The following is a 26,508-nucleotide window of genomic DNA, read 5'->3' as shown; positions in this document are numbered from 1 at the left end:
ACGCTTGTGAAAAGGAGGGGCATGTCAGGGAAGGCAATCACGGGCCAGCAGAATACTGGCCCGCAAAGGGGATTAACGGTGGGCCAGTTCGGCTTCGTTATCGGCATCAGTGTTCATGATCTGCTTATCCGTCTGTTTCAGCCACTGGCTGGTCAGGGTACCGGCAGTCATTGAGCCATTTACGTTAAGAGCAGTACGACCCATGTCGATCAGCGGCTCGATAGAGATCAGCAGCGCCACCAGCGTAACGGGCAGGCCCATAGCCGGCAGGACAATCAGCGCGGCAAAGGTTGCGCCGCCGCCCACGCCCGCCACACCGGCAGAGCTGAGGGTCACAATACCGATCAGGGTGGCAATCCACATCGGTTCAAATGGGTTGATTCCCACCGTCGGGGCGACCATCACCGCCAGCATCGTCGGGTAGAGGCCTGCACAGCCGTTCTGACCGATAGTGGCACCGAATGACGCCGCGAAGCTGGCGATTGACTCAGGGATACCCAGGCGACGCGTCTGTGCTTCCACGCTGAGAGGAATGGTCGCGGCGCTGGAGCGGCTGGTGAAGGCAAAGGTAATCACCGGCCACACTTTACGGAAGAAGCGCAGCGGATTCACTCCGTTTACCGACAGCAGCAGGGCGTGGACGGCAAACATGATGGCCAGGCCGAGGTACGAGGCCAGCACGAAGCTGCCCAGCTTGATGATATCGCTGAGATTGGAGGTGGCGACCACTTTAGTCATCAGCGCCATCACGCCATACGGCGTCAGCTTCATGATCAGGCGGACCAGTTTCATTACCCACGCCTGCAGGGTGTCAATCGCTTTCAGTACGCGCTGACCTTTTTCAACGTCATCTTTGAGCAACTGCAGGGCAGCCACACCGAGGAAGGCGGCAAAAATAACCACGCTGATAATAGAGGTCGGGTTGGCGCCGGTTAAATCGGCAAACGGGTTCTTCGGCACGAACGACAGCAGCAGCTGTGGTGCGCTGAGGTCGGCCACTTTACCGACATAGTTGTTCTGAATGGCCGCCAGACGGGCCGATTCCTGCACACCCTGGACCAGGCCGCTGGCGTTCAGACCAAACAGCCAGGTGACGAACACACCCACTGCGGCGGCAATCGCCGTGGTGAAAAGCAGCACGCCAATGGTCAGCAGGCTGATTTTACCCAGCGATGAGGCATTATGCAGGCGGGCAACGGCACTGAGAATAGAGGCGAACACCAGCGGCATAACAATCATCTGCAGCAGCTGCACATAGCCGTTACCCACAAGGTTAAACCAGCTCACCGACTCTTTTATGACCGGGTTGTTTTCACCATAGATAGCGTGCAGTGCCAGACCGAACAGTACGCCGACCACCAGGCCAAACAGCACTTTCTTCGACAGGCTCCAGCCCGTGCGCCCCGTTTTTGCAATCAGTAGCAGCAGCGCGATAAACGCTGCAATGTTAATAATGAGTGGAAAATTCATTCCCATAGTCTCCAAAAAATACGGGCTACGGCGTAGCCATGCTGACGGCAGTTAATTTCTGTCGCACAGTAAGTAAACCAGTAGCGGAATGGTATCAGCTAGTCAGGGTGCAGCCTTATATCCAAACGGAATTATTTATTCCTTTTTGGCTGTATTTGGTGGGTTATTGCGCATCGTGGTGGTTAATTAAGCGCTCGATGTGATTTTGTGCAGAATTTACCACCTGGCTGGTCCAGTCTGATGCACCAAAAGGCAGCGCGCCGGGGGGAAACCAGATGGCATAGCCTACCAGGATCAGGCACAGCGCCCGCTCAAGCTGGTTACCTTTCTGACTTCTCAGCAGCGGCAGCCGGAAGCGCCAGCGGCACGGCCAGAGAAGGGGAACCCCGGCAGGCGTGAGCATATCGGCAACAATATGACTGAGGTAGCCCAGCACCATCCCCTGAAACGCATCTGCCGGGATGAGCCAGCCCGCCGGCAGTTTTAACTGCAGCAGGGCGACACCGCCGACGACGGCCAGCAGGCTGTGAGTAAAGCCCCGGTGCCCAAAGGCGCGCGCGATCGGATGCGAGAGCCATTTCAGGCGCTGGCCGAGAAATGATTTCGGGTGGTCGATATCCGGCAGCAGACAGGTCAGCAGCGTGGCCGGAATAATATGCCACCAGTCCGCGCTGGCCAGAACGGGAGTCAGTTCGGCACGCTTGGCAAAAATCGCACTGGCAATGGCAAAAATAAGATGGCCCTCGGCCGTCATGGGGATACCTGGCTGCATAACTGTCAATGCATCCAGTATAGGGAATATATACAGTAGAATAAATATGTGACGCTGTAACGAAAGATAAATAAGTCACGACTGATTAACCGGTGAACAGGCCGCGCCTGGCGGGAACCGGTTCACCGGGCGGCACTAGCGCGCCAGCCAGCCGCCATCCACCGCCAGCGTATAGCCGTTAACGTAATCGGCTGCGGCGGAGGCCAGGAAGACCACCGGGCCCATCATATCTTCGCTTTGGCCCCAGCGCGCGGCAGGGATGCGCTGCAGTATCTGCTGATTGCGATCCTCATCCTCCCGCAGCTGCTCGGTGTTATTCGTCGCCATATAGCCGGGAGCGATGGCGTTAACATTTATGTTGTGCTGCGCCCACTCATTGGCCATCAGGCGCGTCAGGCCCATGACTGCGCTTTTGGACGCGGTATAAGAGGGAACGCGAATGCCACCCTGATAGGAGAGCATTGAGGCGATGTTGATAATTTTCCCGCCGCGCCCCTGGCGGATAAACTGACGGGCAACGGCCTGCGAAAGGAAAAACAGCGTCTTGCTGTTGAGGTTCATCACATCATCCCAGTCGCGTTCGCTGAAATTAATCGCATCATCGCGGCGAATAATCCCGGCATTGTTCACCAGAATATCCAGCTGCGGGCAGGCCGCCAGAGCCTGCTCCATCACGCTGTCGATACAGTGGCTGTCTGCCAGATCGGCGGTGATGCTGATAAACCGCCGTCCGGTAGCGGTAATTTTGTGCGCCGTTTCGCTGGCTGATGAGCGGTTGACGCCAATGATATCGCATCCCGCCTGGGCCAGACCCAGCGCCATTCCCTGACCAAGCCCCGTATTACATCCGGTAATCATGGCCACTTTGCCTTCCAGGTTAAATGCATTGAGGATCATCGCGGCTTCCTTATAGAAAAGATGGCGCGCGCAGATTCAGTGATTTTAACGGGCGTTGCGCGAGCCGATAAGGGGAGCATAGGCAGAAGAGAGGATGAATTCAACAAAAATGAAACATTGTTTTAATTATTTTGTCGGAGTGGCTGAGAAAATGAACTGCCCGGCAACTCAGATACTGCCGGGCAGGATGGATTAGCGTCCGTGCAGATGCTGCGCCGTCAGCTCTTCCAGACTGTTCAGCCGGACATCTGCCAGAGACCAGCGCGGGTCTGCAGCGTGGCTGGCATCCGGTATGACGATGGAACGCATACGGCCTGCTTTGGTGGCAATCATGCCGTTGAACGAATCTTCCAGCGTCACGCAGTTCAAGGGATCGACCCCAAGGCCGGCAGCCGCATCAAGGTAGACCTGCGGGTGAGGTTTACTGTATGGCAGGGATTCGGCCGAGGCCAGCACGTCAAAGTAACCGCGCAGGTTGAACATCTCCAGCACCCTTTCCAGCATGAACAGCGGTGAGGCAGAGGCGAGACCGATCTTCAGCCCTTCGGACTGACAGAGCCGTAACGCCTGCTCTACGCCGGGCAGCAGCGGACGGGTTTCTTCAACCAGACTTAACGCCCGCGCGATCACCCTTTGTGTCACTTCCGCCTGAGACGGTCCTTCCCACGGCAGGGTTTCGTACCACATGCGTACCACCTGATCGATGCGCAGGCCCAGTGCATCGGGCATCTCGCCACGGCGGCTGAGGTCAACATCAAGGGTAGTGAGAATATCCAGTTCGGCTTGTTGCCATAGCGGTTCAGAATCGATCAGCAGGCCATCCATATCAAAAATGGCGGCGAGTACGGGGCGGTGATATGACATTCTGCGGCTCCATTTGACAGTTTGAGGCAGTTTATCATGAAGAGGGGATGAAAATTGATCATCGGGGCGGCCCGGATGCGGAAACCCGCTATTAAGTCCTCATTTTGCAGGCGCTTTTAGCGCACTACAGGTAAACTGACAGGCAGACATCTGATGGACAGGAGAAAGCATGACGTATCAACAGGCTGGCCGGGTAGCGATAGTGAAGCGCATCGCAGGCTGGATTATTTTTATTCCCGCGCTGATATCAACGCTGATCTCGCTGTTAGGTTTTCTGGAAAAAAGCCGTGAACAGCGTGACGGCATTAATGCCGTGATGCAGGATTTCGCTCATGTCATGATCGATATGATCCGTTTTAATACTGGCTTTCTCTCCGGGTTCTGGTCGCATTCGCCAGTACCGGATTTTAATCACCACAGCAATATCCTTTTCTGGGTTATCTATGCGCTGATATTTGTCGGGCTGGCTTTACAGGCTTCCGGCGCGCGCATGGCGCGGCAAACACGTTTTCTGCGTGAGAGCATCGAAGACCAGATGATTCTGGAGAATGCGCGCGGTGCAGAAGGTCAGAGCCGGGATCAGCTGGAAGCGAAAATTGTTGTGCCGCGCCACACCATTTTTCTGCAGTTCTTCCCGCTTTACATACTGCCGGTCATTATCGTCATCGCCGGATATTTCGTGCTGAAACTGGCCGGGTTTATCTACTAATCCCGCCGCTACGCGTTCCGGCTATCAGGCCGGGCGCGCCCGGCGCCTTCCCAGCTCATCTGCATCCAGCAGCGCACAGACCGCTCTCTGCGCTTCGCCCATCCAACTGCCGCCAAAGACATTAGCCCGGTTAAGCAGGTAGTAAAGCTGATAAACCGGCTGACGCTGCAGGTAATCGCCGGGCAGCGGCCACACGGACTGATAGCCGTCATAAATTTCTGGCGGCATGTCAGCAAACCACGTCAGCATCGCCAGATCGCACTCACGATCTCCCCAGTAACAGGCGGGGTCGAAAATCCACGGACCGCTGTCACTTCCGGCACAGTTCGCCGGCCACAGATCGCCGTGCAGCAGGGAAGGTTCAGGATGGTGAGATTCCAGCAGCGTCTTGGTACAGCGGATAATCAGCTCGCTGTCTCCATACTGAATGCCTTTCTCTGCCGCCAGCTGAAGCTGCCAGCCGATGCGCTGTTCAGCAAAAAATACACACCAGCGCCGCAGCCAGCTGTTCGGCTGCAGAGAGGTGGTGATGTTGTTGTCAAAGTCGAGACCAAACTGGGGCTGCTCACTCCACTGATGGAGATGGGCCAGCTGCTGGCCCAGTTGAAAGGCACTGTGAGCATCCAGCGGCCTGAGGGGGATATATTCCAGCAGTAAGAAACTGTTATCTCTGTCGCTGCCGACGCCGTAAACTGCCGGAACACGCACGGTCTGGCTGCGCGCCAGCAGCTGCAGCTGGTCTGCTTCCGATCTGAACAGATCCAGCATCTCACGCTGATTACATTTGACAAAGACGTCGTGCTCGCCATAGCGAATGTGCCAGGCGGGGTGCACATCACCACCCGGCAGCTCTCTGCGCCCGGTGATTTCTGCTGGCCCCAGTTGCTCACTCAACAGACGACTAATGGCTGACCACATAGGACACTCCTCTTTTTCGCTGTGATTTCACTATGGTAACGCTTAAAGAATAACCAAAAACTGCGTTTGCGCACGTTAAGTGTTCGTCTTTACAAAAACTCAGGCAGGGTTACGGCGGAATGCTTCCCAGGTCTGTATTTCAATCTCTGGTTTAACGCCCAGCACCCCCTCTCCGATACTTTCCACCTGCTGTTTTATCTCCTCCGGAGAGAGGGGGGTGATGATGCCGAAATTATTGGTTCCCAGTTCGTGCGGGTGGCCCTCTTTATCGTTCAACGTCGTACTGAACCCTCCGCTCAGCAGCGTGCTGCTGAGCTCCAGCAGATCGGATAATCCTTTCGCCTGGTAATCAAGTGTCACAACATACTGGTTTATTTCCTGGTTACTCATGATTCACCTCATTGTTAAAAAACGTATTTTTAGCGTAGCCCATAGCGCGTGGCGTGAATGTGAATTCAGAGTATAGGACGGGGTAACCGCGGATTAATGCTTTCGTGCGCGTTGCCATGTTGTGGGCGGCAAACGGGAAGAGGTGGGGGGAGGATATATTTTGGGTGTTAATTTTACATTTAGTCACATAGCCAGCAATTAAGCCGCAACAGACCTGCACGATTGAGGATATTTCTTATTTGCATCCAGGTGTTTTCTTAACAAATACCCTCTATAATGCGCCGCGTTAATGGGAATGTTCTCATTTCCGTGGTTGTTTTGTCATGATGCTTTGGTAAAAGAGCGAATTAACAAATTGTTACGATTGTTACCGTAAAATGCGTTGATCGTCCTTCAAAACGCTTCAGACTCACTCTTTTAAAAACTGTCGTACGGGTCACATTTAAATGAAAGCGCTCAATAAGTTGTCTGTAGTTCTGTTGCTCTCCGGGGGAGCACTGTGTCATCAAGCCCTGGCGGATAATAACGTCTTCACGGTTATGGATGACCCTTCAACGGCGAAGAAAGATTTTGAAGGTAACGCCGCAGCGGGTTACATGGCGCAGTCTGGTAACACCACCAGCTCTTCTGCGACAGCGAATACCAACCTGACATGGTATACGCCAAGCTTCGCCTACAGCCTTTGGGGCAATGCCAGCAACACCTCTTCCAATGATGAGCGCTCTTCTGAGACCTATCAGGTCGGTGGCCGTACGCGTTACAACATAAACAGTGCCGATTACCTGTTTGGCCAGGCCAGCTGGCTGAGTGACCGTTTCAACGGTTACGACGGTCGTTCTATTCTTGCTGCCGGTTATGGTCGCCAGCTGTTGAACGGCCCGGTGCACTCGCTGCGCGTGGAAGCCGGTCCTGGTGTGCGTTATGACGATTATCACGAAGGGGGCCATGAAACTCAGGCTCTGGCTTATGGCGCACTGAGCTACCAGTGGCAGCTGACGGATACTACCAAGTTCATCCAGGGTGTTTCTGTTCTGGGTAGCGACGATACCACCGTCAACTCAGAGACCGGCCTGCAGGTCGCGATCAACGAACATTTCGCGCTGAAAATGGCTTACAACGTCACCTGGAACCAGAATCCACCGCAGTCTGCGCCCGATCATACCGATACCAAAACGACGATCACGCTCTCCTACGCGATGTAATCCCGGACGAGCCGCGCCCTGCGGCTCGTTTTCCCTTTTGTTAAGCCTTCCCCAACTTGCCAGTGCGGTTTCTCTCTGATCCTAAAGCTGTTATTATGTGTGTCTGGTTTTTTACCAGCTCGGTTTTTCAACGGTGGCGGTCATTCGACAATGTGGGTCAGATAGCCTGCCAGCCGGAACTCTCAAACTAGGTTTGCATGTAATCTTACGTGTGGGTTACCACTGCAATTAAGGATGTTTCATGCCTGTTATTACTCTTCCTGATGGAAGTCAGCGTTCGTTTGACCACGCCGTAAGCGTGATGGATATTGCTCTGGACATCGGTCCTGGCCTGGCGAAAGCCTGTATTGCCGGCCGTGTGAATGGCGAACTGGTTGATGCGGTTGATCCGATCACCGAAGACGCGAACGTAGCCATCATCACCGCGAAAGACGAAGCGGGTCTGGAAATTATTCGTCACTCCTGCGCCCACCTGTTGGGGCACGCGATCAAGCAACTGTGGCCAGATACCAAAATGGCTATCGGTCCGGTTATCGACAACGGTTTTTACTACGACGTCGACCTTGACCGCACGCTGACGCAGGAAGATATTGAGCTGCTGGAAAAGCGTATGCACCAGTTAGCCGAGACGAATTACGACGTCATCAAGAAGAAAGTCAGCTGGCAGGAAGCGCGTGATGTTTTTGCTACGCGCGGTGAGAGCTATAAAACCACCATCCTTGATGAAAATATCAGTCATGACGATCGTCCTGGTCTGTATCATCATGAAGAATATGTGGATATGTGCCGCGGTCCGCACGTGCCTAACATGCGTTTCTGCCACCACTTTAAGCTGCAGAAAATTTCAGGCGCTTACTGGCGTGGTGACAGCAACAATAAAATGCTGCAACGCATCTACGGCACCGCGTGGGGCGATAAGAAGCAGTTAGCGGCTTACCTGCAACGTCTGGAAGAAGCGGCGAAGCGCGATCACCGTAAAATTGGTAAGCAGCTTGACCTGTATCATATGCAGGAAGAAGCACCGGGCATGGTGTTCTGGCACAATGACGGCTGGACGATTTTCCGCGAGCTGGAAGTGTTTGTTCGCACCAAGCTGAAAGAGTATGAGTACCAGGAAGTGAAAGGTCCATTCATGATGGACCGTGTGCTGTGGGAAAAAACCGGGCACTGGGAAAACTACAAAGAGGCGATGTTTACCACCTCTTCAGAAAATCGTGAATACTGCATCAAGCCAATGAACTGCCCTGGCCACGTGCAAATTTTCAATCAGGGCCTAAAATCTTACCGCGACCTGCCGTTACGTATGGCAGAGTTTGGTAGCTGCCACCGTAACGAACCGTCAGGTGCGTTACACGGTCTGATGCGCGTACGTGGCTTTACCCAGGATGATGCTCATATCTTCTGTACCGAAGATCAGGTGCGTGATGAGGTCAATGGCTGTATTAAGATGGTGTACGACATGTACAGCACCTTCGGCTTTGAAAAAATCGTGGTGAAACTCTCTACCCGTCCTGAAAAACGTATTGGTAGTGACGATCTCTGGGACCGTTCAGAGGCAGACCTTGCTGCGGCGCTGAAAGAGAACAACATTCCGTTTGATTATCAGCCGGGTGAGGGCGCATTCTACGGCCCTAAAATTGAATTTACTCTGCATGACTGTCTCGACCGTGCATGGCAGTGTGGTACCGTTCAGCTCGACTTCTCTCTGCCGAGCCGTCTGAGTGCCTCATATGTAGGTGAAAGTAATGAACGTCAGGTTCCGGTGATGATTCACCGCGCTATCCTGGGGTCCATGGAGCGCTTTATCGGGATTTTAACCGAAGAATATGCCGGTTTCTTCCCGACCTGGCTGGCTCCTGTACAAGTTGTGGTGATGAATATCACCGATGGTCAGTCCGAATATGTTGCAGAATTGACCCGAAAGCTGCAAAATGCGGGCATTCGTGCAAAAGCGGACTTGAGAAACGAGAAGATTGGCTTTAAAATCCGTGAGCATACTTTACGTCGTGTTCCTTATATGTTGGTCTGTGGTGATAAAGAGGTGGAAGCAGGCAAAGTTGCCGTTCGCACCCGCCGCGGTAAAGACCTTGGAAGCATCGATGTAAACGAAGTGATCGCTAAACTGCAGGGTGAAATCCGCAGTCGCAATCTTCATCAATTGGAGGAATAAAGTATTAAAGGCGGAAAACGAGTTCAACCGGCGCGTCCTAATCGCATAAATAGAGAAATTCGCGCCACTGAGGTTCGTCTGACTGGCGTCGATGGCGAACAGATTGGTATTGTCAGTCTGAATGAAGCTTTGGAAAAAGCTGAAGAAGCGGGCGTGGATCTGGTAGAGATCAGCCCCAACGCCGAGCCGCCCGTTTGTCGTATAATGGATTACGGCAAGTTCCTTTACGAAAAAAGCAAATCTTCTAAAGAACAGAAGAAAAAGCAAAAGATTATCCAGGTTAAGGAAATTAAATTCCGTCCTGGTACCGATGATGGCGACTATCAGGTAAAACTACGCAACCTGATTCGCTTTCTGGAAGATGGCGATAAAGCCAAGATCACACTGCGTTTTCGCGGTCGTGAGATGGCGCACCAGCAGATCGGTATGGAAGTGCTTAACCGCGTCCGTAAAGATCTGTGTGAAGATATTGATCTGGCAGTGGTCGAATCATTCCCTACAAGGATTGAAGGTCGTCAGATGATTATGGTGCTCGCTCCCAAGAAGAAACAGTAGGCCCTAAAGTAATCCTGCCGCGCGCTTCGGTGCGCGGTGAGATTCGCCTGTCTGGTTCATTTTATTAACAATGCGAAGTGGATATTTTTTAAATGCCAAAGATTAAAACTGTACGTGGCGCGGCCAAGCGCTTCAAGAAGACCGCCGGTGGCGGCTTCAAGCGTAAACACGCTAACCTGCGTCATATTCTGACTAAAAAATCTACTAAGCGTAAACGCCACCTGCGTCCTAAAGGTATGGTGTCTAAAGGCGATCTGGGTCTGGTTATTGCCTGCCTGCCGTACGCATAAGTTTTTTTTTAACTGCCCAACAGATTTCGTTTTATGGCAAGGCAGCTAACGCCGCCACAAGGCGAAAGATGAAGGGCAACATTCAGAATATACATAGGAGAGCTCAATGGCTCGTGTAAAACGTGGTGTAGTTGCTCGCGCACGTCACAAGAAAATCTTAAAACAAGCTAAAGGCTACTACGGTGCACGTTCACGTGTATACCGTGTTGCTTTCCAGGCTGTTATCAAAGCTGGTCAGTATGCTTACCGTGACCGTCGTCAGCGGAAGCGCCAGTTCCGTCAGCTGTGGATTGCGCGTATCAACGCAGCAGCCCGCACTAACGGTATGTCTTACAGCCGTTTCATCAATGGCCTGAAAAAGGCTTCGATTGAAATCGACCGTAAGATTCTGGCTGACATCGCAGTATTCGACAAAGCAGTATTTGCTGCTCTGGTAGAAAAAGCGAAATCAGCTCTGGCGTAAGCCGGATTGAAGAGGGAGCTTGTCTCCCTCTTTTTTATTGTCTGAAATGATTGACATTTTTATCCCCCGGCCTTTCAATAGAGCGGTCCGATACTGCAACTTAGGTCAGAAAATCATGAACACTGCCATTTTCCGTTTCTTTTTTTACTTTAGCGCCTGACTACCGGGGGCTTTAGCGCAAAGAGAAGAAACGAAAAATCGCGCTGAAAGCCTCCCTCGTGGAGGCTTTTTTCGTTTTAGTGCGCCTGAAACAACGATGACCGGGCGGCTATTCGTCCTGAAAAAAACAGACCAGTCACGATGACTGGAAGAAGAGGAAAGCATGTCACATCTCGCAGATCTGGTAGCAAGCGCGAAAGCCGCTATCAATGATGCTCAGGATGTCGCCACGTTAGATAACGTTCGCGTCGAATACCTGGGTAAAAAAGGACATCTTACGCTCCAGATGAGCTCCTTACGTGAACTGCCAGCGGAAGACCGGCCGGCAGCCGGTGCGGTGATCAATGAAGCTAAGCAACAGGTGCAGGAAGCGCTGAATGCGCAGAAGAATGCTCTCGAATCCGCCGTTATGAACGCGCGCCTGGCGCAGGAGACTATTGATGTCTCTCTGCCTGGCCGTCGCATCGAAAACGGCGGGCTGCATCCGGTGACCCGTACCATCGAACGTATTGAAACGTTCTTCGGTGAGCTTGGTTTCTCAGTAGAGACCGGCCCGGAAATCGAAGATGACTATCACAACTTTGATGCGCTGAACATTCCAGCTCATCACCCGGCCCGTGCCGATCACGATACCTTCTGGTTTGATGCTACCCGTCTGCTGCGTACTCAGACCTCTGGCGTGCAGATCCGCACCATGAAAGAGCAGCAGCCGCCGATCCGTATCATCGCCTCCGGCCGTGTTTATCGTAACGACTACGATCAGACTCACACCCCAATGTTTCACCAGATGGAAGGGTTGATTGTAGATAAGAACATCAGCTTCACCAATCTGAAGGGCACGCTGCACGACTTCCTGAACAACTTCTTTGAAGAAGATTTGCAGGTGCGTTTCCGTCCGTCTTACTTCCCGTTCACCGAGCCTTCGGCTGAGGTGGATGTAATGGGTAAAAACGGCAAGTGGCTGGAAGTGCTGGGCTGCGGCATGGTGCATCCCAATGTGCTGCGCAGCGTCGGTATTGACCCGGAAGTTTACTCAGGCTTCGCCTTCGGCATGGGGATGGAGCGTCTCACCATGCTGCGTTATGGCGTGACCGACCTGCGTGCCTTCTTCGAAAACGATTTACGTTTCCTCAAACAGTTTAAATAAGGACGGGTAAAACCAATGAAATTCAGTGAACTCTGGTTACGTGAATGGGTCAACCCGGCCATTGACAGTGCAGCCCTGTCCAATCAAATCACCATGGCCGGTCTGGAAGTTGACGGCGTGGATGCGGTAGCAGGTGCTTTTCATGGCGTGGTCGTGGGTGAAGTGGTTGAGTGCGGCCAGCATCCAAATGCCGACAAACTGCGTGTCACCAAAATTAACGTCGGCGGCGATCGCCTGCTGGATATCGTCTGTGGAGCACCGAACTGTCGTCAGGGGCTGAAAGTGGCCGTAGCGACGGTCGGTGCGGTCCTGCCGGGCGATTTCAAAATCAAGGCGGCTAAACTGCGCGGTGAGCCGTCAGAAGGAATGCTGTGCTCTTTCTCTGAGCTGGGTATTTCCGACGACCATGACGGTATTATTGAACTGCCGCTGGATGCGACTATCGGTACGGATATTCGTGACTATCTCAAGCTGGACGACAACACCATTGAGATCAGCGTGACGCCGAACCGTGCCGACTGCCTTGGCATTATCGGCGTCGCCCGTGATGTGGCGGTGCTGAACAAGCTGCCACTGACGCCGCCAGAGATGTCACCGGTTGCCGCAACCGTTCAGGACACTTTTCCGATTCGCGTGGAGGCCACAGACGCCTGCCCGCGTTATCTGGGCCGTGTGGTAAAAGGCATCAATGTTAAAGCGGCCACCCCGCTGTGGATGAAAGAAAAACTGCGCCGCTGCGGTATCCGCTCGATCGATCCGGTTGTCGACATCACCAACTACGTTTTACTTGAGCTGGGTCAGCCGATGCACGCCTTCGATCTCGATCGCCTTGAGGGCGGTATCGTGGTGCGTATGGCCGAAGAAGGGGAAACCCTGACTTTGCTGGACGGCAGCAAGGCCAAACTGAACAGCGATACGCTGGTGATTGCCGATCATCAGAAAGCGCTGGCGATGGGGGGCATTTTCGGCGGTGAGCACTCCGGTGTGAACGAAGAAACCCAAAACGTGCTGTTCGAGTGCGCCTTCTTCAGCCCGCTGTCGATTACCGGCCGTGCACGTCGTCATGGCCTGCATACCGATGCATCGCACCGCTATGAGCGTGGCGTTGACCCGTCAATGCAGCACACGGCGATTGAGCGAGCAACCCGCCTGCTGCTGGACATTTGCGGTGGTGAAGCCGGTCCGGTGATGGATGTCACTCACGAGGCCGCGCTGCCGGTACGTGCGACGATTACGCTGCGCCGTGAAAAACTTGACCGCCTGATCGGCCATGTGATTGCGGATGCTGAAGTGAGCGATATTCTGCGCCGTCTGGGCTGCGAAGTGACAGAAGGTCAGGGTGAATGGCAGGCCGTTGCACCAGCCTGGCGTTTCGATATCGAGATTGAAGAAGATCTGGTAGAAGAGGTCGCCCGCATTTACGGTTATGACAACATTCCTGACGTGCCGGTACAGGCGGGTCTGGTAATGACGAAACACCGTGAAGCCAGCCTGTCGCTGAAGCGTGTTAAAGCGCTGCTGGTGGATAAGGGCTATCAGGAAGCCATCACCTACAGCTTCGTTGACCCGAAAATTCAGGCGCTGCTGCATCCAGGCGAAGAGAATCTGGTCCTGCCAAGCCCGATCTCGGTGGAAATGTCGGCAATGCGTCTGTCGCTGTGGACGGGTCTGCTGGGCGCGGTGGTCTATAACCAGAACCGTCAGCAGTCCCGCGTGCGTCTGTTCGAGAGCGGCCTGCGCTTTGTTCCTGATACTCAGGCATACCTCGGTATCCGTCAGGACGTTATGCTGGCAGGTGTGATCAGCGGCCACCGCAATGAAGAACACTGGGATCTGGCGCGCAGTCCGGTAGACTTCTATGACTTAAAAGGGGATTTAGAGTCACTGCTGGAGTTAACTGGCAAACTCGATGAGATTCAGTTTGTGGCTGCCGCCAATCCGGCACTGCACCCAGGGCAGAGCGCGGCGATTTATTTGCGCGGTGAGCACGTCGGATTTATTGGCGTGGTGCACCCGGAACTTGAACGTAAACTGGATCTTAACGGTCGTACCGTGGTGTTTGAACTGCTGTGGGATAAGGTTGCAGACCGCGTCCTGCCTGATGCCAGCGGCATTTCGCGCTTCCCGGCGAACCGTCGTGACATCGCTGTTGTAGTAGCGGAAAACGTGCCGGCAGCAGATATTATCAGCGAGTGTAAGAAAGTTGGCGTAAATCAGGTAGTTGGCGTAAACTTGTTTGACGTGTACCGTGGTAAGGGCGTAAATGAGGGCTTTAAGAGCCTCGCTATCAGCCTGATTTTGCAAGATACCAGCCGGACACTCGAAGAAGAGGAGATTGCCGCTACCGTTGCAAAATGCGTAGAGGCACTGAAAGAGCGATTCCAAGCATCCTTGAGGGATTGAACCTATGGCGCTTACAAAAGCTGAAATGTCTGAATACCTGTTTGAGAAGCTTGGTCTTAGCAAACGGGATGCCAAAGAGCTGGTTGAACTGTTTTTCGAAGAAGTGCGTCGTGCTTTGGAAAATGGCGAGCAGGTCAAACTGTCAGGATTTGGCAACTTCGACCTTCGCGACAAGAATCAACGTCCGGGACGTAACCCCAAAACGGGTGAAGATATTCCCATTACGGCTCGCCGGGTTGTGACGTTTCGACCGGGTCAGAAACTGAAAAGCCGGGTTGAGAACGCTTCACCGAAAGAAGACTGATTTCTGCTGTTCAAAAAGGCCGCGCAAGCGGCCTTTTTCATTTGCGGCCTGCGGCAACGCTTAGCCCTGCAATCCCTTTCTTTTTGCTGATTTACCTCTACAATTAACCCTCTGTTTTCTTTTAAAAAACCTCTGCCATGACGCTGCTCTCACAACAGATTTCCGTCGCTCAACGTCGTTCAGGCTTCTGGCTGGGCGGGCTGCTGATGTTTTGTCTTTTGTTGCTGCTGGTCAGCCTCAGCGCAGGTGAGCGCTGGATCGCCCCCACTGAGTGGTTCAACCCCGATGCACAGCTTTTCGTCTGGCAGCTGCGCCTGCCGCGCAGCCTGGCGGTGATGCTGGTGGGTGCTTCGCTGGCGGTATCCGGCGCGGCCATGCAGGCCCTGTTCAACAACCCACTGGCGGAGCCGGGTCTGCTTGGCGTGTCCGGTGGTGCCGGGGTGGGGCTGGTGCTGTGCATCTTTGCGGGCATGACCGGAACCTGGCCGATGAGCCTGGGCGCTATTGTCGGAGCGCTGGTGGTGACCTTCATTCTGCTGCGCTTTGCCCGCCAGCATCTCTCCAGCAGCCGCCTGCTGCTGGCCGGCGTGGCGCTGGGGATCATCTGCAGCGCGTTAATGACCTGGGCGGTCTACTTCAGCAGCAGTATGGATCTGCGTCAGTTAATGTACTGGATGATGGGCGGTTTCAGCGGCGTTGACTGGCGTTACGGCTGGCTGATGCTGGCGCTGCTTCCGGCCCTGCTGTGGCTGAGTGGTCAGACTCGGGTTCTCAATCTGCTGGCGCTGGGCGAGATCTCTGCTCAGCAGCTGGGCCTGCCGCTGGTGCTGTGGCGCAACCTGCTGGTGATAGCGATCGGCTGGCTGGTGGGGGTGAGCGTGGCGCTGGCCGGGGCGATTGGCTTTGTCGGCCTGGTAATACCCCATCTTTTGCGTCTTAATGGTCTGAGCGATCATCGTATTTTATTACCGGGCTGTGCGCTGGCGGGGGCCGGTGTTCTGCTGGCGGCCGACATTATTGCCCGTATCGCGCTAACCTCAGCCGAACTGCCCATTGGTGTCGTGACGGCGACGCTGGGCGCGCCGGTATTTATCTGGCTATTATTGAGCAACCGCTGACAGCCTGCGGGCTGTTGTGTCTGACGTTAAAACAGGAAAAAACAATGACTATTTTCGATACAAAACTGGTGACGCTGGATGGTGAGAAAACAACGCTGGCGCAGTGGCAGGGCGATGTGCTGCTGGTGGTCAATGTGGCCTCTAAATGCGGCCTGACGCCGCAGTATGAAGCGCTGGAGAGTCTGCAGAAAGAGCTGCACGATAGCGGACTGACGGTACTGGGTTTCCCGTGCAATGCGTTTCTGGAGCAGGAGCCGGGCACCGAGGCAGAAATTAAAACCTTTTGCCGCACCACCTATGGCGTGACCTTCCCGATGTTCAGCAAAATCGAGGTAAACGGGCCGCAGCGTCACCCACTGTATGCCCAGCTGGTGGCGGCACAGCCTGAAGCCGTGGCCCCGGAAGGCAGTGGTTTCCTTGAGCGGATGACCAGCAAAGGCCGTGCGCCTAAGCAGGCGGGCGATATTCTGTGGAACTTTGAGAAGTTCCTGATTGGTCGCGACGGTCAGGTTATCGGGCGTTTCTCCCCGGATATGGCACCTGACGATGCGCAGTTAGTCGCACGAATCCATCAGGCCCTGGCGTAATTTATGCTGCTGGATCTGACAGGCGTTGCGCTTGAAGGGCGCCTGTATCCCTTTACGGCCCAGGTCGCGGCCGGGCAGGTTGTTCACCTGGTCGGGCCGAACGGGGCGGGCAAAAGTTCATTACTGGCAGCGATTGCGGGCCTGATCGCCTGCGAGGGTGACGTCCACTTCGCCGGGCGTGCGCTGGGTGACTGGCCCGGCGCAGCGCTGGCCCCACAGCGGGGTTATCTTGCGCAGCAGCAGATTCCGCCGGGGCTGATGCCGGTCTGGCACTATCTGCAGATGCATGCGCAGCCGCAAAGCACGGAACCTGCCGCGATGCTGCTGCCGCTGGCAAAGGCGCTACAGCTCGATGAAAAACTCGCCCGGCCGCTCACGCAGCTTTCAGGCGGTGAATGGCAGCGCGTGCGGCTGGCGGCGGTGTTACTGCAGGTCAGCCAGCCACAGGGCAAACTGTTACTGCTGGACGAGCCATTAACCGGTCTGGATATCGCCCAGCAGGCTGCCTTCGATCGCCTGTTGCCCGGACTGACAGAGAAGGGCATCAGCATCATTATGAGCAGCCATGACATGAATCATTCACTGCGCTATGCGGATTGCGTCTGGCTGATGCGGCCCGGTGAGCATGCGATAAAGGGCCGACCACACGAGGTACTGACGCCGGACCACCTCAGCGCGCTCTACAAGGTGCCGTTTCAACGACTTGATGTTAACGGGCAGGCGATACTGACCACGTTATGCTGAATGTACCACGCCGGCCGTTGCCGGTATCGTGGGCTTGCAACAGATTACAGACTGTGACTAGCGGGGAATTTGCTATGCGTTACTGGTTTATATTGATGGTGATTGTTCTGGCGGGCTGTAGCAGCCGAGCGCCGTTACCTGACGCCCGGCTCTCTGACTCTATTACCGTGATTGCCCAGCTCAACGATCGGCTCGGACAGTGGCGCGGTGCCCCTTATCGCTATGGCGGCATGAGTCGCGGCGGCGTGGACTGCTCTGGTTTTGTTTATCTGACCTTCCGCGATCTTTTTAACATGCAGCTACCGCGCACCACGAGTGCACAGACCGATATTGGCACGCGAATTGATAAATCTGAGCTGCTGCCGGGCGATCTGGTGTTCTTTAAAACGGGAAGCGGAGAAAATGGCCTGCATGTCGGGATTTATGATACCGATAACCAGTTTATCCATGCCTCGACCAGTCAGGGCGTAACCCGTTCGTCCCTGGATAATGTTTACTGGCGTAAGGTGTTCTGGCAGGCCCGCAGAATTTAATCGCCACGGCAGAAGCCAGACAGCGATGTTAAATTATGGCTGATGGATAGCGGCCTGATCGGTGCGCCCGAAATTGAAAATACATTTTTAATGCCTGTTTTCCCTAAGTCAATTTTTTGATGATGTCTGACCACTTTTTAAGTAAAAAATCGTCAACAAAATCGCCGCATCTAATTTACGTTTTGCATGATAGCGATATCGGTAAGCACGTTTATGTCAGTTTTATGTTAACTTAACGTTCTGGATTTAACGCAAAAGCACACTGCAGTTGAATTTCCGCAATGTGACCGTCTGTTGACGCTGTTGCTTGTCCTATTTTGTTGATATAGGATGCGGTGAGTGCCGCTTAATAATGGCGAATAAAATGAACATCTTTTTGGCAGCTGATTATAAAACTTACACAGCATTCTGCCCGGTTTACACTCCTGGCGGGCGGTTAACGTCCGTTGAGATGTCCACTCACTTTACGCACCCCAGTGCAAACGTCGCTATGGCGCAGGAGATCATGACGCCGTTATTAAATGACGAGCAGCGTGTCCTGTTTCTGCAGCAGCAAATAAATCTCATTGAGAAATATTGCGATTTTTTTAGCAGTCACGATCTTAATGTGGTTATGAATATTGATAAACCACTGGCAGAAACCCTGCTCGGAAGTGAGTTTATTCTGAAAAAAATGAGTCGCATTGCGTTTCTTAATCTGGAAATTAGCGAGAATTTTCCTGATTTAGAGTTGGGCAGAAATAATATTTTTCTCCGGGCGATGAGTGAAAAATTTAACTTAAGTCTGAATAATTATGGTGCAGGTAAGACAACATCGAAAGCTGTTTTTGACGATCTGTTTTACCGCATTAAGCTGGATAAAGGTTTTATTCAACACCATATTAAGCGGTTATCCTTTCAGCCGTTTATCAGCGCTATCCTCGATCATATCAAACCGCACTGCCAGGAAGTGGTGGTGCAGGGCGTAGATGAACTCAGTGCCCTGCAAACCATTCGTGACTTCGCTTTCGATGGCATTCAAAGTGCGTTGTTTCCTTCGGTCAGCGAAGAGGCATTAATTCATCTGGTGGAACCGCCTCAACACCTGCGTGAACGCTCACTGCAATAACCCTGTAAACGCTCCGTGTTTGACAGCGCCACTGCGCTTTACACTAGCGTGTCAGCGGGGATGTTCCCGGTGGCACTGACGGAGGCGACATGCAATTCAATAACACCTGGTATCACGAGCTGAGTGGTTTTTACACCGCGCTCGAACCGACGCCGCTAAAAAATCCCCGCCTGCTTTATCACAGTGCTCCCCTGGCACAGGAACTGGGACTGGATGAGAGCCTGTTTGGCCCACAGCACATCGGCATATGGAGCGGGACACAGCTGGCTGACGGCATGCAGCCTCTGGCACAGGTTTACAGCGGACATCAGTTTGGCGTCTGGGCCGGACAACTTGGTGATGGACGGGGTTTGCTGCTCGGTGAGCAGCAGTTGGCCGACGGTCGCAAGTTTGACTGGCATCTCAAAGGGGCCGGGCTGACGCCTTATTCACGTATGGGGGATGGGCGCGCAGTGCTGCGCTCGACGCTGCGCGAGTTTCTGGCCTCCGAAGCGATGCACGCGCTGGGTATTCCAACGTCGCGCGCGCTGACAGTGGTCACCAGCGATGAGCCGGTTTATCGCGAAACCACCGAATCCGGTGCCATGCTGCTGCGCGTGGCAGAAAGCCATATGCGTTTCGGCCACTTTGAACACTTCTATTATCAGGGCCAGCAGGAGAACGTGACGCAGCTGGCTGATTATGCGATCCGCCACCACTGGCCGCAGTGGCAGCAGGACGCGGATAAGTACCTGCTGTGGTTCAGCGATGTGGTGAAACGCACGGCAAGCCTGATCGCCGGCTGGCAGAGCGTGGGCTTCGCGCACGGCGTGATGAACACGGACAACATGTCGATTCTCGGCCTGACGCTGGATTACGGTCCTTACGGTTTTCTCGATGACTATCAGCCCGGTTTTATCTGCAACCATTCGGATCACCAGGGCCGCTACAGTTTCGAAAATCAGCCGATGATCGGGCTGTGGAACCTGAATCGTCTGGCGCACGCGCTGTCAGGGCTGATGAGTACGGAGCAGTTGAAGCAGGCGCTGGCGCTGTATGAACCGGAACTGATGCGCTGCTGGGGTGAAAAAATGCGCGCTAAACTGGGGCTGCTGACGGCGGGTAAAGATGATAATCATATCCTCACCGGGCTGCTGGCGCTGATGACCAAAGAGGGCAGCGACTATACGCGCACCTTCCGCCAGCTGAGTGACGTTGAGCAGCAGCAGTCCCGTTCGTCTCTGCGTGATGAATTTATCGATCGGGAAGCCTTCGACAGCTGGTACAACGTGTATCGTCAGCGTCTGTTGCAGGATGAACGCAGCGATGAGGAACGCCAGCGGCTGATGAAGCGGGCGAACCCGACGCGGGTCCTGCGCAATTATCTGGCACAGCAGGCGATTGAACAGGCAGAGCAGGATGATATCAGCGTACTGGCGCGTCTTCATCAGGCACTGTTGCGGCCGTTTGACGACGCGCCAGAGTTTGCTGACCTGGCGCGCCGGCCGCCGGACTGGGGAAAGAAACTGGAAGTGAGTTGTTCCAGCTAGCGGCGCAGCGCCACCTGAGGAACACCCTCGGTAAGATGGGGGTGAACCATCACATCGGCATGATACCAGCGGGTCAGCGTGGTCTCATCCAGCACGTCTGACGGCTGGCCTTCCGCCACCAGTCGCCCCTCTGCCAGCAGCATGACACGATCCGACCACAGCGAAGCGAGGTTGAGATCGTGCAGCACGCAGCAAACCGCAAGCGGAAACTGTTGCGTCAGCTGCGACAGCAGACGCAGCAGATGCTGCTGGTGATATAAATCGAGAGCAGAGGTCGGTTCATCGAGAAATAACCAGCCGCACGGGCCGTTCTGTTGCCACAGCTGCGCCAGCGCACGTGCCAGCTGCACCCGCTGCTGTTCGCCCCCGGAAAGCTGTAAATAGTCGCGGCTGGCCAGCCCGTCACAGCCGGTTAACGCCATTACCTTTTCCACCACCGGCTGCGCCGGGCCGGGCCACGGAGCGCGGCCCATCGCCACCACGTCATACACGCTGAGTGGGAACGCCATGCTGCTCTGCTGACGCATCACTGCGCGCTGCCGGGAGAGACGTGTGGCGGACCACTGCGCCAGCGGTTCGTCCTGTAATAAGCACTCCCCGCGCTGAGGCGTAATAAACCCGGTCAGCAGGCGCAGCAGCGTGGATTTACCTGCGCCATTCGGGCCAATCAGCGATACCAGTTCGCCTTGCCGCAGCGTCAGCGAAATATCATCAATAAGCCAGCGTTGCCCCAGCTGATAGCTCAGCCCGCGGGCAGTAAGAGAATCAGCCATTGAGACCTCCACGGCGACGCAGGATCAGCCACAGGAACCACGGACCGCCAATCAGGCTGGTCAGCAGTCCCACCGGCATTTCTGCCGGGGCAACCAGGGTCCGCGCCAGCGTATCGGCCAGCAGCAGCAGGATCGCCCCACTCAGCAGGGAGGCGGGAAGCAGCAGGCGATGGTCACCGCCGAGGCAGAAGCGCATCAGGTGCGGTACGACCAGGCCAATAAAGCCAATCACACCGCTGACGGCGACTGCCGATGCGACGAGAAATGCGCTCAGGACCAGCAGATAGCGCTGGGTTCGCGGCACATCCACGCCCAGATAGTGCGCTTCTTCCTCGCCCAGCTGTAGCAGATTCAGGCGCGCGGCCAGCCGCTGCACCAGCACCATACACGGCAGCACCACCGAGGCGCACACCAGTACCGTCGGCCACTGGGCCTGGCCCAGACTGCCCATGCCCCACAGTGATAACTGCCGCAGCTGCTGATCGTTGCTCAGCCACGACAGTACGCCAACCGCTGCGCCGCACAGGGCGTTGATAGCAATCCCCACCAGTAGCAGACGGCTGAGGCCCGTCAGCCCCTGGCGGCTGAGCAGGAAGATCACCAGCGTGACGGCCAGGCTGCCGAGGAAAGCAGCCAGCAGCGGCAGGTAAAGCATCAGTACGCCGGGCAGCGACAGAGAAAACACAATCGAGATCGCTACCGCCAGCGCGGCCCCGCTGCTGATACCCAGCAGGCCGGGGTCAGCCAGCGGGTTGCGAAACAGCCCCTGCATCACGCAGCCGGACAGCGCCAGCGCCCCCCCCACAATCACCGCCAGCAACACGCGCGGCAGGCGGATAGTGAACCAGATTTGCCACAGGGAGCTGTCGCTGCCGGACTGCCACAGCATCGGTAGCGACAGGTGCATCGCCCCGATGTTCGCCGCACTGACGCCCAGCACCAACAGCACCAGCAGCAGAGCGCCCAGCCAGCGCGGGGAGCGTGCAGACATCACGGCAGCGCTTCCGCAGCCTGACGTAATTTCAGGATGGCACCCGGCGTGTCGATTCCAAAGCCAAGCAGCGCCATATCATCCACCACCAGCAGCTGGTGGTTTTTGCCTGCCGGGGTCAGGGCGATACCGGGTAACTTCCACAGATTTTCTTCACCACCCAGGGTGCGGATACCGTCGCGGGTCGCCACGATCAGCTGGGGGGCACTGGCAACCACCCCTTCCTGTGACAGCGGCTGATAGCGCTGAATGCTGGCCATGGCATTTTGCAGACCGGCCGCCCGTATTGCCGCATCGGCGGAGGTGCCGCTGCCGCCCGCCATCGTCCCCATCCCCTGGTGGGCCAGAATAAACAGCACTTTGACCGGCAGCGTGGTTTTCGGCACGCTGGCCAGCTGCTTACGGACTTTTTCCTGCAGCGCTTGACCTGCCTCCTCACGATGCAGGGTGGCGGCGATGGTTTCAATCTTCTCACTGATGGCCGAGATGTCGGTCTTACCCGTCACATCCACCACTTTTACACCATTTTTCTCAACCTGTTGCAGCGCCAGCGCCGGTCTGGCCAGCTCGCTGGCAAGCACCAGCGTCGGTTTCAGGGCGAGGATCCCCTCAGCATTGAGCTGCCGCATATAGCCGACATCCGGCAGTTTTTTCACCACCGCCGGATGCAGGCTGGTGCTGTCACGCGCCACCAGATCCTGCTGGGCGTCCAGGGCATAAATAATCTGGGTAACGTCGCCGCCGATACTGACAATGCGCTCTGCGGCGGCGGTGCTGAATGCCAGCGGCAGGGTGAGCAGCGCCAATAAACAGGATTTCATACGGCGGCCCCTTCTGCGCTGAGAGCGGTCAGCTGCTCACGCCACTTCGCCTGCTCCGGCTGGCCCTCACTGCGCTGGCCGTACAGCTGCGCAATCTGAGTGCCGTCGGCAGCAAACAGCTCCAGGCTGGTGACAATGCCGTCTGCGGTCGGTTTACGGGTGATCCAGCTTTCGGCAATCTGCTGATCCTGCAGGTGCAGGGTAAAGGCCGGGTTAAAGATGTTCAGCCAGCCGTGCATTGGCATCAGTTTTTCGATCTGACCGGTAAAGATCTGAACGCAGGCGCGGTTGCCGACGAAGATCATGATCTCGTTACCGTCCTGACGGACATTTTCCAGCAGGGTTGCCAGCGACTGATTGCCGATCTGTTGTGCCAGATCGTCGCTGACGGCGTGGAAGGCCTGCGGGCGTGACACATCATGTTTTTTCAGCAGGCGGAAGAACTGGTGCACGTCGGTCATCGCACGCCATTCGGTTTCCAGGCGGGCGCTGTCGATTTCACTGGCGAAAGTCGCCGCAGTGGCCGTGATTACGCTGAATTCAGCCGCCGGTTCTGCGTGATATTCAGCTATCAGCTGCTGCCAGGCGGCCATATCGGTATTTTCGGTCGCATACACCTTCAGTACCGCATCACCGTGCTGGTCAAAGAACTGAATGCTCTGACGCTCGCCGTGCCCGGTCATCTCCTGCAGATGGAAGACGCTGGCCCACTGGTTAACAAAGACGCGTAAATCCAGCGCGCGCGGGTTAAGTACGATACCGGCATGGTCATTGATGTGGATGTTACTGAACACGCCCAGCTGCTCATGTACGGCGTACTCATTGCGGGTAATTGACTTGATTTCACCTACGGCTTCCAGCGCGTGCAGCAGTTCGCGCATTGCCGGGCGCAGCGGCTGCGCCTGGTGGCCGACGCGTGCAGCGGTCAGTTCCGCTTCGCTGATGCCCATCATTGCGGCCAGTTCGCGGGCGTATTTCTTCGGATGCTGTTGTTTTAATTCGTTATAGAGTGGGTAACGAGCAGTCATTGCTGTGGTCCTCGCAGAAGTCGCTAAAAAGGAAAAGGGACTTATTATCAGAATGATAATCATTATCAATGAAAGGCGGCAGTGTGCAAGCAAAATTAATGTTCAGCTAACCGTTTACGATCGGAGGGCGGCCAGCAGATAAAGGCCGACCCGTTGCGGGCCGGCCTGACGACTCAGAAGCGGCTGTCGATGGCCTCTGCCAGCTGCTGCAGCACGCTGACCGTATCGTCCCAGCCCAGACACGGGTCGGTGATGGACTGGCCGTATTTCAGCGCGCTATCCGGCCCGACTTTCTGCGTGCCTTCCTGCAGGAAGCTTTCGATCATCACACCGGCAATTGCCCGCGATCCGTCGCGGATCTGCTGCGAGACGCTGCTGGCAACCTCTTTCTGCAGGCGATGCTGCTTGAGGCAGTTGCCGTGGCTGAAGTCGATGACCAGCTGTTCAGGCAGGCTGAATTCGCGCAGCTGAGCAGCGGCCGCCGCAATGTCCGGCGCATGATAATTCGGTGCTTTTCCGCCGCGCATAATGATATGCCCGGACGGGTTACCGCTGGTCTGATAGATGGTCATCTGGCCGCGTTTATCGGGTGACAGGAACATATGGCTGACGCGGGCCGCACGGATGGCATCTACCGCGATGCGCGTATTGCCGTCCGTCCCGTTTTTAAAGCCCACCGGGCAGGAGAGGGCCGACGCCATCTCCCGGTGGATCTGGCTCTCGGTGGTGCGCGCGCCGATAGCACCCCAGCTAATCAGGTCGGCAATAAACTGCCCGATCACCATATCAAGGAACTCCGTCGCGGTTGGCATACCCAGCGCGTTGATATCCAGCAGCAGTTTGCGCGCAATGCCCAGGCCGTGATTGATGCGGAAACTGCCGTCGAGATCGGGGTCAGAAATCAGCCCTTTCCAGCCCACCACGGTGCGCGGTTTTTCGAAATAGGCGCGCATCACGATTTCCAGGCGTGAGTGATATTTTTCACGCAGCACAGAGAGACGCTCAGCGTATTCCAGCGCCGCCGCCGGATCATGCAGGGAGCAGGGGCCGACCACCACCAGCAGGCGGGGATCTTCGCCATTGAGGATGCGGGCAATACGCTTGCGTGACGTTGTCACGTTTTCAATAATGGCGGGAGTGATCGGTAACCTGTCCTGCAGTTCCGCAGGCGTAATCAGGCTGTCGATGCGCGCGGTTCGCAGTTCATCTGTTTTGTTCATGGCGATCTCTAAAATTTTGTCTTCACAGCGGCAGGAATACCGGGAAGTAATGGCGTTCACCTTAAACCAAACCGGGATGATTTCAACCGCAAAACTGCAGGGGAATAGCCTTTCCGGCACCTCTTCAGGCCGCCGGAAGCGGAAAAATTAATACATACGTCGCGTAAGACCCATGATATCGAGGATTTTAGTGGCGATCTCCTCAACGGAATAATTGGTGCTGTTGAGATAACGAATCTGGTGCGTGCGAAACAGCGCTTCCACTTCGCCGACTTCCAGCCGGCACTGGCGCATTGAGGCGTAGCGGGTGTTTTCCGCGCGTTCCTGTCGTATCGCCGCCAGACGCTCCGGGTCAATGGTTAATCCGAACAGCTTATTCTGAAAGGGCTTCAGCGCGGGGGGCAGTTTCAGGTTGTCCATATCATCGGCGATAAACGGATAGTTAGCGGCACGGATACCAAACTGCATCGCCAGATAGAGGCTGGTGGGCGTCTTACCGCAGCGGGAGACGCCCAGCAGGATCACCTGAGCATCTTCCAGACCGCGCAGAGAGATCCCGTCGTCATGGGCCAGGGTATAGTCAATAGCCGCGATACGCGCGTCATATTTGCCTAGGTTCCCGGCAGTCAGGCCGTGAGTACGGTTAGCAACGGGGGCCGGATCCACGCCCAGTTCCTGCTGCAGGGGGGCGACCAGCGACTGCACAATATCCTGGCAGAAACCATCGCTTTGCAAAATAATTTCGCGGATCTCCGGCGTGACAACGGAAATAAACACCAGCGGTCGAACTCCGCTCTGCTGGTACAGGGCGTTAATCTGCGCTTTCACCGCCTGGGCGCGCTGCACGTTTTCCACAAAGGGCAGGGTTACGCTCTGTGTCGCCACCGGAAACTGCGACAGAACGGCGTGGCCCAACACTTCAGCCGTAATGGCCGTGCCGTCTGAAATATAAAAAACACTACGTTCGGTGTTCACGTCCATTTTCTCTCCGTTTGCGGGGGACAGTGCAGACTAAATTAATCTGACCGCATAAAGCAAATCGTGATTCAGCCTGCAAAATAAAATAAAAAATTCATTAACTAATGATATGAACTTTTTATTTTTATAAAATCAGACGAATCGCATCTGAAGTAAGAAAATGAAATGATGTTTCTTTTCATTATTCATATTATCCGCGCTTTGATTTAAAAACATTCTGTTATGGCATCATTTTCTGTTGCGCAACCGCTATTGCGCTGATGGAAAAGCGCTTTATGTATCTAATTGAAAATTAACGATATTAAAAATAAATATCGTTGCGCAACAGTGTTTTTTAACGCGGAGTATTCTTAAAAAGAAAAATA

General features: G+C 55.1%; 28 protein-coding genes and 1 other annotated feature. Of the genes, 16 read left to right on the top strand and 12 right to left on the bottom strand.

Going from position 1 to position 26,508, the window contains the following annotated elements:
• Window positions 1-72: 72 nt before the first annotated feature.
• The 4 genes from ABEH87_RS04985 to hxpB all read right to left on the bottom strand — a co-directional run bounded on the left by ABEH87_RS04985 (window position 73) and on the right by hxpB (window position 4,003).
• Window positions 73-1,470 carry an L-cystine transporter gene (locus tag ABEH87_RS04985; protein WP_346574426.1) on the bottom strand — a complete coding sequence of 466 codons (1,398 nt, stop codon included), beginning with the start codon at window positions 1,468-1,470 and terminating at the stop codon, window positions 73-75.
• A gap of 163 nt (window positions 1,471-1,633) precedes the next feature.
• Window positions 1,634-2,224, bottom strand: coding sequence for a metal-dependent hydrolase (locus ABEH87_RS04980; protein ID WP_346574424.1), 591 nt, complete (start codon window positions 2,222-2,224; stop codon window positions 1,634-1,636).
• A 153-nt stretch (window positions 2,225-2,377) separates the two neighbouring features.
• On the bottom strand, window positions 2,378-3,139 hold the full coding sequence (gene kduD, locus ABEH87_RS04975; RefSeq protein WP_346574422.1) for a 2-dehydro-3-deoxy-D-gluconate 5-dehydrogenase KduD: 762 nt from the start codon (window positions 3,137-3,139) through the stop codon (window positions 2,378-2,380).
• Between the two features lie 192 nt (window positions 3,140-3,331).
• Window positions 3,332-4,003 carry a hexitol phosphatase HxpB gene (hxpB, locus tag ABEH87_RS04970; protein ID WP_346574420.1) on the bottom strand — a complete coding sequence of 224 codons (672 nt, stop codon included), beginning with the start codon at window positions 4,001-4,003 and terminating at the stop codon, window positions 3,332-3,334.
• A 169-nt stretch (window positions 4,004-4,172) separates the two neighbouring features.
• On the opposite strand from hxpB, the gene ABEH87_RS04965 reads away from it, so the two are divergent.
• Window positions 4,173-4,712 carry a YniB family protein gene (locus ABEH87_RS04965; RefSeq protein ID WP_346574418.1) on the top strand — a complete coding sequence of 180 codons (540 nt, stop codon included), beginning with the start codon at window positions 4,173-4,175 and terminating at the stop codon, window positions 4,710-4,712.
• A 24-nt stretch (window positions 4,713-4,736) separates the two neighbouring features.
• Here the strand turns inward: ABEH87_RS04965 and ABEH87_RS04960 are convergent, their stop codons facing one another.
• Both ABEH87_RS04960 and ghoS read right to left on the bottom strand, forming a co-directional pair.
• Window positions 4,737-5,630 carry a fructosamine kinase family protein gene (locus tag ABEH87_RS04960; protein ID WP_346574416.1) on the bottom strand — a complete coding sequence of 298 codons (894 nt, stop codon included), beginning with the start codon at window positions 5,628-5,630 and terminating at the stop codon, window positions 4,737-4,739.
• A 99-nt stretch (window positions 5,631-5,729) separates the two neighbouring features.
• The gene (ghoS, locus tag ABEH87_RS04955; RefSeq protein WP_346574414.1) at window positions 5,730-6,020 is read right to left on the bottom strand and encodes a type V toxin-antitoxin system endoribonuclease antitoxin GhoS; all 291 of its coding nucleotides are present in this window, start codon (window positions 6,018-6,020) and stop codon (window positions 5,730-5,732) included.
• 446 nt (window positions 6,021-6,466) lie between these two features.
• Here ghoS and ABEH87_RS04950 point away from each other — a divergent pair, with 446 nt between their 5' ends.
• The 15 genes from ABEH87_RS04950 to ABEH87_RS04880 all read left to right on the top strand — a co-directional run bounded on the left by ABEH87_RS04950 (window position 6,467) and on the right by ABEH87_RS04880 (window position 20,332).
• On the top strand, window positions 6,467-7,222 hold the full coding sequence (locus ABEH87_RS04950; RefSeq protein WP_346574412.1) for a DUF481 domain-containing protein: 756 nt from the start codon (window positions 6,467-6,469) through the stop codon (window positions 7,220-7,222).
• Between the two features lie 241 nt (window positions 7,223-7,463).
• Window positions 7,464-9,392: a threonine--tRNA ligase gene (gene thrS, locus ABEH87_RS04945; protein WP_346574410.1), complete on the top strand. Its 1,929-nt coding sequence runs from the start codon at window positions 7,464-7,466 to the stop codon at window positions 9,390-9,392.
• A gap of 3 nt (window positions 9,393-9,395) precedes the next feature.
• The gene (infC, locus tag ABEH87_RS04940; RefSeq protein WP_072277407.1) at window positions 9,396-9,947 is read left to right on the top strand and encodes a translation initiation factor IF-3; all 552 of its coding nucleotides are present in this window, start codon (window positions 9,396-9,398) and stop codon (window positions 9,945-9,947) included.
• A gap of 92 nt (window positions 9,948-10,039) precedes the next feature.
• Window positions 10,040-10,237 carry a 50S ribosomal protein L35 gene (gene rpmI / locus ABEH87_RS04935; protein WP_005968897.1) on the top strand — a complete coding sequence of 66 codons (198 nt, stop codon included), beginning with the start codon at window positions 10,040-10,042 and terminating at the stop codon, window positions 10,235-10,237.
• A 106-nt stretch (window positions 10,238-10,343) separates the two neighbouring features.
• Entirely contained in the window at window positions 10,344-10,700 is a 357-nt protein-coding gene (gene rplT / locus ABEH87_RS04930; protein ID WP_062743499.1) for a 50S ribosomal protein L20, read from the top strand.
• A gap of 109 nt (window positions 10,701-10,809) precedes the next feature.
• Window positions 10,810-10,935, top strand: a sequence feature (Phe leader region).
• Complete coding sequence (pheM, locus tag ABEH87_RS04925) at window positions 10,816-10,860, top strand: pheST operon leader peptide PheM (protein ID WP_133845469.1); 45 nt, start codon at window positions 10,816-10,818, stop codon at window positions 10,858-10,860. It overlaps the preceding feature by 45 nt.
• A gap of 87 nt (window positions 10,936-11,022) precedes the next feature.
• Window positions 11,023-12,006 carry a phenylalanine--tRNA ligase subunit alpha gene (gene pheS, locus ABEH87_RS04920; RefSeq protein WP_346574407.1) on the top strand — a complete coding sequence of 328 codons (984 nt, stop codon included), beginning with the start codon at window positions 11,023-11,025 and terminating at the stop codon, window positions 12,004-12,006.
• 15 nt (window positions 12,007-12,021) lie between these two features.
• Window positions 12,022-14,409 carry a phenylalanine--tRNA ligase subunit beta gene (gene pheT / locus ABEH87_RS04915; RefSeq protein WP_346574403.1) on the top strand — a complete coding sequence of 796 codons (2,388 nt, stop codon included), beginning with the start codon at window positions 12,022-12,024 and terminating at the stop codon, window positions 14,407-14,409.
• A gap of 4 nt (window positions 14,410-14,413) precedes the next feature.
• Window positions 14,414-14,713, top strand: a complete 300-nt coding sequence (gene ihfA / locus ABEH87_RS04910; RefSeq protein ID WP_017802142.1) for an integration host factor subunit alpha — start codon at window positions 14,414-14,416, stop codon at window positions 14,711-14,713.
• 137 nt (window positions 14,714-14,850) lie between these two features.
• Window positions 14,851-15,831: a vitamin B12 ABC transporter permease BtuC gene (btuC, locus tag ABEH87_RS04905; protein ID WP_346574401.1), complete on the top strand. Its 981-nt coding sequence runs from the start codon at window positions 14,851-14,853 to the stop codon at window positions 15,829-15,831.
• A 44-nt stretch (window positions 15,832-15,875) separates the two neighbouring features.
• Entirely contained in the window at window positions 15,876-16,418 is a 543-nt protein-coding gene (locus tag ABEH87_RS04900) for a glutathione peroxidase (RefSeq protein ID WP_346574399.1), read from the top strand.
• A 3-nt stretch (window positions 16,419-16,421) separates the two neighbouring features.
• Window positions 16,422-17,162, top strand: coding sequence for a vitamin B12 ABC transporter ATP-binding protein BtuD (btuD, locus tag ABEH87_RS04895; RefSeq protein WP_346574398.1), 741 nt, complete (start codon window positions 16,422-16,424; stop codon window positions 17,160-17,162).
• A 74-nt stretch (window positions 17,163-17,236) separates the two neighbouring features.
• Window positions 17,237-17,695, top strand: a complete 459-nt coding sequence (locus ABEH87_RS04890) for an NlpC/P60 family protein (protein WP_346574397.1) — start codon at window positions 17,237-17,239, stop codon at window positions 17,693-17,695.
• Window positions 17,696-18,059: 364 nt separating this feature from the next.
• Complete coding sequence (locus tag ABEH87_RS04885; RefSeq protein ID WP_346574395.1) at window positions 18,060-18,803, top strand: EAL domain-containing protein; 744 nt, start codon at window positions 18,060-18,062, stop codon at window positions 18,801-18,803.
• Between the two features lie 89 nt (window positions 18,804-18,892).
• On the top strand, window positions 18,893-20,332 hold the full coding sequence (locus ABEH87_RS04880) for a protein adenylyltransferase SelO (RefSeq protein ID WP_346574393.1): 1,440 nt from the start codon (window positions 18,893-18,895) through the stop codon (window positions 20,330-20,332).
• Here ABEH87_RS04880 and ABEH87_RS04875 read toward each other — a convergent pair.
• The 6 genes from ABEH87_RS04875 to ABEH87_RS04850 form a co-directional block, all read right to left on the bottom strand.
• A complete protein-coding gene (locus ABEH87_RS04875; protein ID WP_346574392.1) occupies window positions 20,329-21,105 on the bottom strand; it encodes a heme ABC transporter ATP-binding protein in 777 nt (258 codons plus the stop codon). The genes ABEH87_RS04880 and ABEH87_RS04875 overlap by 4 nt on opposite strands.
• A complete protein-coding gene (locus tag ABEH87_RS04870; protein WP_346574390.1) occupies window positions 21,098-22,096 on the bottom strand; it encodes an iron ABC transporter permease in 999 nt (332 codons plus the stop codon). Before ABEH87_RS04870 ends, ABEH87_RS04875 begins: the two co-directional genes overlap by 8 nt.
• A complete protein-coding gene (locus ABEH87_RS04865; RefSeq protein ID WP_346574388.1) occupies window positions 22,096-22,917 on the bottom strand; it encodes a hemin ABC transporter substrate-binding protein in 822 nt (273 codons plus the stop codon). The genes ABEH87_RS04870 and ABEH87_RS04865 overlap by 1 nt, the downstream gene beginning before the upstream one ends.
• The gene (locus ABEH87_RS04860; protein ID WP_346574386.1) at window positions 22,914-23,945 is read right to left on the bottom strand and encodes a ChuX/HutX family heme-like substrate-binding protein; all 1,032 of its coding nucleotides are present in this window, start codon (window positions 23,943-23,945) and stop codon (window positions 22,914-22,916) included. Before ABEH87_RS04860 ends, ABEH87_RS04865 begins: the two co-directional genes overlap by 4 nt.
• 173 nt (window positions 23,946-24,118) lie before the next feature.
• Window positions 24,119-25,165 carry a 3-deoxy-7-phosphoheptulonate synthase gene (locus ABEH87_RS04855; RefSeq protein ID WP_346574384.1) on the bottom strand — a complete coding sequence of 349 codons (1,047 nt, stop codon included), beginning with the start codon at window positions 25,163-25,165 and terminating at the stop codon, window positions 24,119-24,121.
• A gap of 147 nt (window positions 25,166-25,312) precedes the next feature.
• A complete protein-coding gene (locus tag ABEH87_RS04850; protein ID WP_346574383.1) occupies window positions 25,313-26,146 on the bottom strand; it encodes a pyruvate, water dikinase regulatory protein in 834 nt (277 codons plus the stop codon).
• Window positions 26,147-26,508 lie beyond the last annotated feature (362 nt).

This window comes from Erwinia sp. Eh17-17 (assembly GCF_039675725.1).
Classification (GTDB): Bacteria; Pseudomonadota; Gammaproteobacteria; order Enterobacterales; family Enterobacteriaceae; genus Erwinia.
The sequence above is the reverse complement of the archived record's forward strand: the minus strand, read 5'-3'. Positions and strand labels throughout refer to the sequence as shown.